The organism is Amycolatopsis sp. NBRC 101858, from assembly GCF_030269325.1.
In the GTDB taxonomy this organism is placed as follows: domain Bacteria; phylum Actinomycetota; class Actinomycetes; order Mycobacteriales; family Pseudonocardiaceae; genus Amycolatopsis; species Amycolatopsis ponsaeliensis.
Window position 1 is genome coordinate 289,466 of record NZ_BSTD01000004.1, and the last position, 11,140, is coordinate 300,605.

At 72.2% G+C, this 11,140-nt stretch carries 3 protein-coding genes; 1 reads left to right on the forward strand and 2 read right to left on the reverse strand.

Annotated features, from left to right (window positions below; translation table 11 throughout):
• Nucleotides 1-76: 76 nt before the first annotated feature.
• Nucleotides 77-3,523, reverse strand: a complete 3,447-nt coding sequence (locus tag QSK39_RS30080) for a hypothetical protein (protein ID WP_285481210.1) — start codon at nt 3,521-3,523, stop codon at nt 77-79.
• 117 nt (nt 3,524-3,640) lie between these two features.
• On the opposite strand from QSK39_RS30080, the gene QSK39_RS30085 reads away from it, so the two are divergent.
• On the forward strand, nt 3,641-9,991 hold the full coding sequence (locus QSK39_RS30085) for a type I polyketide synthase (protein ID WP_285481211.1): 6,351 nt from the start codon (nt 3,641-3,643) through the stop codon (nt 9,989-9,991).
• Nucleotides 9,992-10,249: 258 nt separating this feature from the next.
• Here QSK39_RS30085 and QSK39_RS30090 read toward each other — a convergent pair whose 3' ends face one another.
• The gene (locus QSK39_RS30090) at nt 10,250-11,062 is read right to left on the reverse strand and encodes a SigB/SigF/SigG family RNA polymerase sigma factor (RefSeq protein WP_285481212.1); all 813 of its coding nucleotides are present in this window, start codon (nt 11,060-11,062) and stop codon (nt 10,250-10,252) included.
• Between the last annotated feature and the right edge of the window lie 78 nt (nt 11,063-11,140).

The following is an 11,140-nucleotide window of genomic DNA, read 5'->3' on the forward strand; positions in this document are numbered from 1 at the left end:
ACCTCCGGGCTCGGTATCGTGGTCATCCCGGTCGGGCAGTCTACGCTAGGTCGTTGCCGTGGTCGCACGCTGATCATCAGCCGGGTTCGGTTCGCCGGAGCACGACCTTGGAGTCCCCGATCCCCTCGACTTCGGGGAATTCACCGCCCAATGCGGCCGAGACCCGGGTGCTGAGCCGCAGCAGTTCCGGCGCGTGCACCGCGTCGCCGGCGATCCAGCTGCGCCGGGCTCTGCCACCCATGCTCGTCACGATGCGGTTGAAGTCGGCGGCGTCGACCACATACATATCCACGTCGAAGTTCCTGACGTTGAACGCGGTGAGCCCTTTTTGTCGACCACGGAAACCGGTAAGGACGCTACCTCGGTAGGATATCGGGTTGCTGTTGTACTTGAAACCGCCGACGATATCCGCGATGCGCTTTTTCTTGCTCAGCCACTCTTGTTCCCAGATTTCCCAGCCCTTGGTGTTTATCGTCTCGTCTATCCGCTCGGGAGACAGGTCGGCTATGCCTGTCTTCGCTGCCCATTTGTTCAAGTTCTGCAGTCGGAGCTGCGCGGCGTCGGTCATGTCGCGGATGGCGGCGAGGGCATCCGGCTCGCGTTGTGGGCGTGCGCTGGGCCCCGGGTACCACTTCTTGTAGATCGCGCGGTAGGTCATCACGTGCTCTTGAACGAACGAGTCGATGCTGGGGAGTATGTGCTCCTCATACCTCTGCTTGATACCGGGATCCTTGATCGACTCGATATAGTGCTTGAAGAAGATGAGCCGGCTGTGCGCCCGGCTGAACATCGTTTCCAGGTCGTGGGGTTGGGTTGACGCCATCGTCACCTGGACGTCGTCCCCGTGCGGCGCCAAGGTCAGCGTGTGAGACTCGCCCGCCATGGCGAATGGAACCTTGACCGTCGGCCGCTTGCTGTCCGGGCGCGGCTCGTCCTTCGATGGCGTTTTTTCGGGCTTCTTGCTGAACTTGTCCTTGACCTTCTTGCCGAGAGCCTTCAGCTTGGCCCAAACCTTCTTGGCCAACCCGACGATCTTCCCGATCACCCAGTCAATAGCCTTGTTCACCGGCCGAGCGAGCTTCTGGAAGATCTCCTTGACCTTCCCCGCGATCCCGCCGATCCCCAGCAAAGCCGCCAACGCCCCGATCAACACCGGGATCGACCGAGCCAAAGCCTTCTCCACGAGCCCGGCCACCCCGCCGGCCCCGCCCTTGGCGATTGCGATCACCGCGTCCAGCACCGTGTTCACGAACTCGATGATCTGACGACCGTTGGTCACGATGAACTTGATGATGTCGATGATCATCTTGCACGCGCGGATGAACGCCGACGCCGGGTTGAACAGGGAAATGATCCACGTGATCCCGGCCATGATGATCGTCGGTAGCAGATACGACACCAGGTTGTCGATCAACGTCTTCTTCAAGTCGCCGACGCGATCGCGTAGGTCGTCCCACAGAGCGCGGATTCCGCGTTTTCGGACCTCCAACACGATGGGAAGCGCGTGCTCGCCCGCCTCGATCGCCGCCATGGCCTCCTTGGGGACCTTGCGGGCGATGCGCGCTCGGAGGTTGGCCCAGCTCAAGCCGAGCAGGCTGGCGATCATCAGGAGGATGCTCGCTGCGTCGAAGCTCTTCGGCAGCTCGATGCCCGCCGTTGCCGCCGTGCCCAGGAGCCACGACAACACCCCCTGCTGCAGGTGCGTCACCGCGTTGTTCTTGAACTGCTTCAGCCCGCCGCCGACCGCCGAGACCAGGTTGCCCAGGAAGCCGATCGGATCGCGGAGGATGCCCATCACCGCGTGCGCGGCCTTCGCGAGCACCCCCAGCAGCATGTCCTTCAGCTCGAGGATCGTCTTGATGACGCCCTTGACCGCGTCCAGAGCCTTGTCGACCAGCCCCTTGTTCTTCTCCTTCTCCTCGGCGATCTCGGCGTCGACCGCTTTCACCGCGTCGGTGTACTTCGTGGCGAGCGTGTCGACCAGCTCGGTGCTCTTGTCGTCGACCGACTGGGTCAGCTCGTCGAACTTGTCGGCGAACCCGGCCGCCGCCTCCTTGCCGAGTGCCTTCAGGTCCTTCGGCAGGCTGTCGACGGCCTTCTGCAGCTCCGTGCGACCCGTCGCGATGCGCTGCTTGGCCCGCGTCAGCTCGCGGCCGATCGTGTCCGCGACGCCCGAGATGACCGTGCGCATCGCCTTGACGTAGTGGTCGCGGGCCTCGACGAAGATCCGGTTTGCTTCCTCCGGCAGCCCGAACAGCTTGTCGTGGCCCCACTTGACCAGGCCCCAGCCACCGCTGTAGCGCCGGTCCTTGTACTCGTCCATCTTGCGCCGGTGCTCGGCGGTGAACGCGTCGCGGGCTTCCTTCTCGCCCTTCGTGAACTGGTCGTCGACGAGCTTGTCGAGACCCGTGAGAATGCCTTCGACGTCGGTCTTCATCGTGTCGAAGACCTTCTGCAGGATGGCCGTCACCTTGGCGCGCTTGTCCTGGTCGTCGCTCTTGGTGGCCTCCTTCCCGCGGTCGACCAGCCGGCCGGCGCCCGCCCGCCGGGCGGTGATCGCGCCCATCGCGGACGCGCCGAAGTGCTTGGCCTGCGCCGTGGTCTGGTGCAGCTGCTGGGACTCGTTCTTGCGCAGCTCCGGTGGCGTCGCCTCGGAATGCTTCTCCGCGGCCTTCTTGTCCTTCAAAGCCGGGCTGAACGCCGGATCCGTCGACAGCTGCTTTTCGGTGACCTGGTTCTCGGCCAGCTGCTTGTCGACGGCGGCCGGGCCCGCGGACATGTCGGTCGCCGACGGCGGCAGCTTGTCCGGCGTCGCCTTCGCCGGGTCGGGTGTGGCCGGGGTGCCCGGCGGGCGGTCGCCCGTCATCGGCACGACCTGCTTGACCTCCGCGGCCGAGGTGTCCGGGGGCGCCGCGGTCGTGTCGGCGATCTGCTCGGCCGAGTCGTTCTTGCCCTCGCCGACCTTGTCGGCCACTTCGGCCTTGACCTCGGCCGGCTTGCCGGACTCGGAGAACTCGTCGGCCTCCTCGAGGTTCTTCGGCGCCTTCTCGGCGATGGCCTTCTCGACGGCCTTGACGAACGCTTCCTTGTCGAAGTCCTTCGGCTTGGCCTCGTTCATCTTCTCGGCGTTGGCCGTCTTGCCCTGCGCGACCTCGTCGTCCTTGGGCGGCACCGAGGCGGCCTGCGCCGAGGTCGCTTCCTTGTTCGCCGGGGGATGGGACTTCGCGACCGTGTGCTTCTTGTGCGCGACGTCCTTCTTCAGCACCGCGAACTTCGGATCGGCACCCGGACTCCTGGCCAGGCCCGCCGCCACCGCGCCGTTGCCGACCTTGTCCTGCGACTCCTTCCGCGACGGGTCCGCGAGCGGCTTCTTGTCACCGGCCCGCAGCGCGGCCAGCGCCGCCGCGTTCGACGGCGGCAGCGGGGCCGGTTTCGGCCGCGGCGGGCGCTCCTTGACGACCGCCGGCGCCGCGTCCACCGTCAGCGCGGGGAGCTTCGCGCGTGCCCTCGGTGGCGGCGGCATGGGACGGCTCTCCTCCCGCGACGGGAACCCTGGACAGCGTCGCAGTCGGCCGTCACCCGGGCGTCGCGGAAACGTCCCCGTGGCCGTCGAAGCGAAAACTGCGGTATACCCGGAGCAGTGGAAGAAATCCGGGCCGGGCTCGTCCGGCCGCTCACCGCCGCGTTGTCCGCCCACCCCGGTGACCGGCCGGCCTACTCGGACGGCACGCGGACCATCACCTTCGGACAGCTCGCCGCCCGCAGCGCGGAGTACGCCGGCGCGCTCGGCGTGGAGCGCGGCGACCGGGTGCTCGTCCACGTCGGCAGCCGGGTCGAGTACGCCGAATTTCTCCTGGCCGTGCTGCGGGCCTCGGCCGTCGCGGTTCCGGTCAGCACGCGGGCGACCGAAGCCGAGCTCGCCCACATCGCCGACGATTCCGGCGCGACCCTGCTCATCACCGAGGCACGCCACGCCGACCTCGCGCACCGCCTCGGCCTGCGCGTCCTCTTCGTCGAGGACCCGCCGGAGCCCGGAGCCCGGCCACCGCGAGACGACCTCGGTCTCGACGAACCGGCCTGGCTGCTCTACACCTCCGGCACCACGGGCCGTCCCAAGGGCGTCCTGCTTTCCCAGCGCGCGATGCTGTGGTCGACCGCCGCCTGCTACGTCCCGATGTACGGGCTCACCACGGACGACACGCTCCTGTGGCCGTTGCCTACGCATCACGCCTACGCCCTGTCGCTGGCCTTCGTCGCGACCATCGCGGTCGGCTGCCACACGCGGTTCGCCGACGGCCTCACCCCGGACCTGCTCGCCGCCCACCCCGGCTGCGTGCTGGCCGGCGTCCCGGCCACCTACCTGCGCCTGCGCCAGGAGCACGACGGTCCGCTGGGCACGCCGAGGCTGTGCCTGACGTCCGGCGCGCCGTGCACGCCGGCGACCCGGGCCGCGGTCCGGGAGCTGTTCGGCACCGACGTGCGCAACGGCTACGGGAGCACCGAGACGGGCGGCAAGATCGCCGTGGAGACGCCCGGCGCGACCGGGCTCGCACCCGTGGCAGGCATGGAGATCCGGATCGACGACGGCGAGGTCCTCGTCCGCGGCCCGGGCCTGATGCTCGGCTACCACGGCCAGGCCTCGCCGGTGCGTGACGGCTGGTACCCCACCGGCGACGCGGGGCGGCTCGAAGGCGGCCGGCTGCTGCTCGACGGCCGGGTGGACGACGTCATCGTCTGCGGCGGCCAGAAGGTGTACCCGACCGAGATCGAGGCCGTGCTGGAGGAGTCGCCGTCGGTGCGGGACGTCCTGGTCGCCGGGCGGCCGGACGACGTCGTCGGGGCGGTGCCGGTCGCGTTCGTCGTGCCCGGGCCGGGCGGTTTCGACGCCGAAGAGCTGCGGCAGCTGTGCCTGAGCCGGCTGTCGCTGTACAAGGTGCCGGTCGCCTACATCGAGGTCGACGAGGTCCCGCGGACGCCGTCGGGCAAGCCACGGCGGAACGTCCTGACGAGCACGCCGGAGCCGCTGCCGGACCTCGCCGCGGTGGTACGGGCCGAGCTGATCGCGCTGTGCGGCCACGACGGCGGCGACGGCTGGCGGGACCGGCCCTTCACCGACCTCGGGCTGTCGTCGCTGGCCGGGGTGCAATTCCGCCACCGGATCACCGCGCTCACCGGCGTGCCCGTCAGCCACTCGCTGATCTACGACTTCCCGACGCCCGGCGAGGTCATCGCCGAGCTGGCCCGGCTCGCCTCGGGCACGGCGAGCACGCCCGCACCGGCGCCGCCGGCGCCCGCCGCCGAGCCGATCGCCATCGTGGCGATGGCGTGCCGGTACCCCGGCGGCGTGCGCTCGCCGGAAGACCTCTGGCGGCTCGTGGTGGACCAGGTCGACGCGACGGGGGAGTTCCCGGCCGACCGCGGCTGGGACACCGGCGAGCTCTACGACCCGGACCCGGACCGGATCGGCCGCTCGGTGACGCGCCGCGGCGGGTTCCTCGACGACGCGGGCGACTTCGACGCGGGCCTGTTCGGCATCTCGCCGCGGGAGGCGCTCGCGACCGACCCGCAGCAGCGGCTGCTGCTCGAGACGTCGTGGGAGGCGTTCGAGCGGGCCGGCATCGACGCCGGGACGCTGCGCGGCAGCGACACCGGCGTGTTCGTCGGGGTGATGAACGAGGACTACGCGAGCCGGTTCACCACGCCCCACGAGCTCGAGGCGTGGCTGGGCATCGGGTCGTCGCACGCGGTGGCTTCCGGCCGGATCTCCTACACCTTCGGGCTGACCGGCCCGGCGCTCACCGTCGACACGGCCTGCTCGTCGTCGCTGGTCGCCCTCCACCTCGCGGCGAAGGCGTTGCGCGCGGGGGAGTGTTCGCTCGCGGTCGCGGGCGGCGCGACGGTGATGGCGACCCCGCGGACGTTCCTGGCGTTCAGCCGCCAGCGCGGCCTGTCCCCGGACGGGCGGTGCCGGTCGTACGCGGCCGGGGCGGACGGCACGGCCTGGGCCGAGGGCGCCGGCGTGCTCCTGCTCGAGCGGCTGTCCGACGCGCGCCGGAACGGGCACCCGGTGCTCGCGCTCCTGCGCGGCTCGGCCGTGAACGCCGACGGCGCGTCGAACGGGCTGACCGCGCCGAACGGGCGCGCGCAGCAGGCCCTCATCGCTTCGGCGCTCGCGGACGCGGGGCTGGCCGCGGCCGACGTCGACGCCGTCGAAGGCCACGGGACGGGCACGTCCCTGGGCGACCCGATCGAGGCCGAGGCGGTGATCGCCGCGTACGGGCGAGGCCGGGGCGGCGACCCGCTGTGGCTCGGCTCGGTGAAGTCGAACATCGGCCACACCCAGGCCGCCGCCGGGGTCGCCGGCGTGATCAAGGTGGTGGCGGCCCTGCAGCACGAGCAGCTGCCGCCGTCGCTCTACGCGGACGAGCCGAGCCCGCACGTCGACTGGGCCGGCGGCGGGGTGGCGCTGCTGGCGGCAGCACGGCCGTGGCCGCGCGCGGACCGGGTCCGCCGCGCCGGGGTGTCCGCTTTCGGGATCGGCGGCACCAACGCGCACGTGCTCGTCGAAGAGGCGCCGGCACCGGAAGTCCCCGCACCGCAAGCGTTTCCGGCGGCGCCCTGGCTGCTCAGCGCGGCCGACGACGCGGGGCTGCGGCAGGTTGCCGCGAACCTGGCCGACACCCCCGACACCGTGGACGTCGCCTTCACCCTGGCCCGCCGGACGCCGCTCGCGCACCGCGTGCTGGTGCCCGCCGGGAACCCGGAAGCCCTGCGCGCGGTCGCCGCAGGCCGGGTGCCCGGCCGGACCGTGCGCGGCGGGACCCGGCTGGCCCTGCTGTTCAGCGGGCAGGGCGCGCAGCGCGCCGGGATGGGACGGGAACTTTCCGCGCTGTTCCCGGTGTTCGCCGGCGCGTTCGGCGAGGCGTGCGACGCGGTCGGCGGCCCGGTGCGCGAGATCGCGGAGGCCGGTGGCGAGGCGCTGGACCGCACCGACCACGCCCAAGCCGCGTTGTTCGCCTTCGAAGTCGCCCAGTACCGGCTCTTCGAGTCCTGGGGGCTGCGTCCGGACGTGCTGGCGGGGCACTCGATCGGCGAGATCGCCGCCGCGCACGTCGCCGGAGTGCTGTCCCTCACGGACGCCGCGACGCTGGTGGCCGCGCGCGGCCGGCTCATGGCGGCGCTGCCGGAAGGCGGCGTGATGATCGCCGTCGAAGCAGCCGAGGCGGAAGTGGCGCCGCTGCTGGGTGACGGCCTCGCGATCGCCGCGGTCAACGGCCCGCGCGCGATCGTCCTTTCCGGCGCGGACGCGGCGACCACAGCTCTGGCCGCACGCTTCGGCGGCGGGACGCGGCTGCGCGTCAGCCACGCGTTCCATTCGCCGCTTGTGGAACCGATGCTCGACGAGTTCCACGACATCGCCACCGGGCTGAAGCACCACCGGCCATCGATCCCGCTGGTATCGGGCCTGACCGGGCTGCTCGTCGACGAGCTCGAGCCCGGTCACTGGCGGCGGCACGCCCGCTCGGCCGTGCGGTTCGCCGACGCGCTCGCGACGATCGCCGCATCCGGCCCGGTCATCGGCCTCGAGATCGGTCCGGCGCCCGTGCTCGGCCGCTCGGCGGCCGACGCGCTGCCGGTGACCGCGGCGACGATGTCCGGCGCCGGAGTGCTGACGGCCGTGGGCGCGGTCCACACCGCGGGAGTCTCCGTCGACTGGACCGCGGTGTTCGCCCGAAGCGGTGCGCAGATCACGCCGTTGCCGACGTATCCGTTCAAGCGCACCCGGTACTGGCTCGATCCGCCGTCACCGTCGCTCGAGCCGGCCGGCGGGGAGCACGCGGTCCTCGGCCCGGCCCTGGTCGCGCCCGACTCGCCGCGGGTCGTGCACGGCGGTTCGCTCGGCGTCCGCCGGCAGCGGTGGCTCGCCGGCCACGTCGTCGGGGGAGCGGTCCTGGCGCCCGGCACGGCGTTCGTCGACCTGGCCCTGCACGCCGGCGGAGCGGCCGTCGACGAGCTGACGATCGAAGCGCCGCTGCGGCTCGACGCGACCGAGGACGTCCACGTCCAGGTCGTCGTGGACGGGCCGCGCATCGACGTGTACGCCCGGCGTCCGGCGGAGGAGCGCTGGCAGAAGCACGCCTCCGGGAAGCTGCGCCCGCGTGGCGCCCTTCCCGACGGCCGGACCGGCGAATGGCCGCCGCCGGGCGCGGTGGACGTCGACGTCGCCGAGGCCTACCGCGCGCACGCCTACGGGCCCGCTTTCCAGGCCGTGCACCGGTTGTGGACGCGTGGCGAGGAGTTCTTCGCCGAGGTGGAACTCGCGCCGGACGTCGGCGGGCGGTTCGAGCTGCACCCCGTCCTGCTGGACGCGGCCGTGCACGCGACGGCGCTCGCCGAGGGACCGGGGGCCGAGCCGAGGGTGCCGTTCCTGTGGAGCGGCGTCGAGGTCTACGCCCCCGGTGCGCGGCGGGCGCGGGTGCACGGCGTCCGCCTCGGCCCCGGCGCCGTCCGCGTCGAGCTGTACGGCGAAGACGGCCATCCGGTCGCTCGCGTGGAATCCCTGCTGACCCGGCCGATGGCGCCGCGGGACACGATGCTCCACCGTCCACAGTGGATTCCGACGACGCCGGTCGCGGCCCGGGAACCGGTCCGGGTGGTGGAAATCGAACCCGGCGACGTCCGGACGGCGACCGGCCGGGCACTCGCCGTCCTGCACGACTGGCAGGAGCGCGGCGACCGGCTCGTCCTCGTCACCAGGAACGCGACCGGGCCGGATCCGGACCTCGCCGCCGCGGCGGCCTGGGGCTTCGGGTGTGCCGCGGCGGCGGAGTACCCCGGCCGGATCACCCTGGCCGACCTGGAGCCCGGCTTCCCGGTGGAACGGGTGGCCGGGCTCACCGGCGGCAGCGCGGAGCCGCAGATCGCCGTCCGCGCGGGGATTCCGCACGTGCTGAGGATCGGGCGGGCGGCGCCGTCGGACGGACGGCCGTTCGGTCCGGAAGGGACGGTGCTGGTCACCGGCGGGACCGGCGCGCTCGGCCGGGTGCTGGCCCGGCACCTGGTGACCGAGCACGGCGTCCGGCACCTGCTGCTGGTGAGCCGGAGCGGACCGGCGGCCCCCGGCGCGGCAGAGTTGCGGGCCGAGCTGGGCGCGCAGGTGCGGATCGTCGCCGCCGACGTCGCGGACCGGGCCACGATGGCGGCGCTGGTCGAGAGCTGCGACCCGCCGCTGACGGCCGTCGTGCACAGCGCGGCCGTGGTGGACGACGGCGTCCTGGCCGCGCAGACGCCGGAGCGCCTGGACACGGTGCTGCGCCCGAAGGTCGACGCGGCGCTGGTGCTCGACGAGCTGACCCGGCACCTGCCGCTGACCGCGTTCGTCCTGTTCTCGTCGATCGCCGGCGTGTTCGGCAAGGCGGGGCAGGCCAACTACGCGGCCGCCAACCGGGCCCTGGACGCGCTGGCGTGCCGCCGCCGCGCCGCGGGGCTCCCCGCGTTGTCCCTGGCGTGGGGGCTGTGGGAGCTGGGCACCGGCCTCGGTGACCGGATCTCGGCCGCGGCCCGGCGGCGGATCCACGCGTCCGGCGTCGGCGGCCTCACGGCGGAGCAGGGCCTGGCGCTGTTCGACGCGGCGCTCGGCTCGGCCGAACCGGTGCTGGTGCCGGCCCGGTTCGACCCGTCGGCGGCGATGGCCCCGCCGGCCGCCGGTTCGCGCGCGGCCGCACCGCCGCCCGCCTGGCCGGCGAACCCGGCCGAGCCGGACCTGCGCGAGCTGGTGCGCGTGGAGGTCGCGGCGGTGCTCGGCCACCCGGACGCGGCGGTGATCGCCGACGACCAGCCGTTCCCGGAGCTGGGTTTCGACTCGTTGACGGTGATCGAGCTGCGCACGCGCCTCGCCGCGCGGTCGGGCCGGGACCTGCCGGCGACCGTCGTCTTCGACCGGCCCACCGTGACCGAGCTGGCCCGCTACCTCAAGGAGGAGCGTTCCTGAAACGGGGATCGCGGTCCACGAGAACGACCTGCCGTCCGGTGGCGAAGTCGCCGAAGGAGAGCCCCGGTACCGGTGGTGCCACGGAGAAACCACGCTGCCGAAAGTGCACGCCCGTGCTCCGATTCCTTGATGTGCCTACGGGTTCGCGGGCCGCCGTCGAGATCACGGCGACCCGGGACTTCCGGAAGCATGGCGCGACCGCGGCCGGAGCGGCGGGGACGTGTCCGCCATCCTGCGAATCCGGTCCTCCGGGCGGCGCTACTCCTCGACGATGCGGCCGCGCAGCTGCTGGAGCGTCTTCGTCAGCAGCCGGGAAACCTGCATCTGCGAAACGCCGACCCGCTCGGCGATCTGGCTCTGCGTGAGCTCCTCGACGAACCGCATCTCGATGATGGCGCGTTCGCGGGGCGGGAGGACCGCCATCGCGGCCTGCAACGTCAGGTGGTCGTCGGCCTTGGCGTACGGGGATTCGCGGTCGGCGAGCTGGTCGGCGACCGTGCCGTGGTCGCCGCCGCGGGTGGGGGCGTCGAGCGACGCCGGCTTGTAGGCCTCCGCGGCGAGCAGTCCTTCCCGGACGGTCTCGACGTCGATGTCGAGGTGCGCCGCGAGCTCGCTCGGGGTGGGGGAACGGCCGAGGTCGTGGGCCAGCTCGCCGGTCGCCCGGGCGAGGGTCTGCTGCAGCTCCTTGAGCCCGCGGGGCACGCGCATCGACCAGGCGGTGTCGCGGAAGTGGCGGCGGACCTCGCCCATGATCGTCGGCACGGCGAAGGACAGGAAGTCCCGGCCCTTGCCGGGGTCGAAGCGGTCGACGGCGTGGATCAGGCCGGTCCGCGCGACCTGCACGAGGTCGTCGAAGGACTCGCCACGGCCGCCGAAGCGCTTGGCGATGTTCTCCGCGAGCTCGAGGTGCTCGGTGATCAGCCGGTCGCGCAGGCCGGTCCGGCGGGGGTCCTCGGCCGCCAGCCGGCTGTGCTCGTCGAACAGCGGAACGCAGTGGGCGAACTGGTTGATCCGCCGGGGCGTGGACACGACGGGCGTAGCCGCGGGTCTCTCCGGTGCTCTGACAGCCATGGAGCCCACATACCCAAAGCCGTCCTGAATCACACGAACCGGTGAAGGGGAGGCCGGGTATTGGTGCACTCGGAGTAA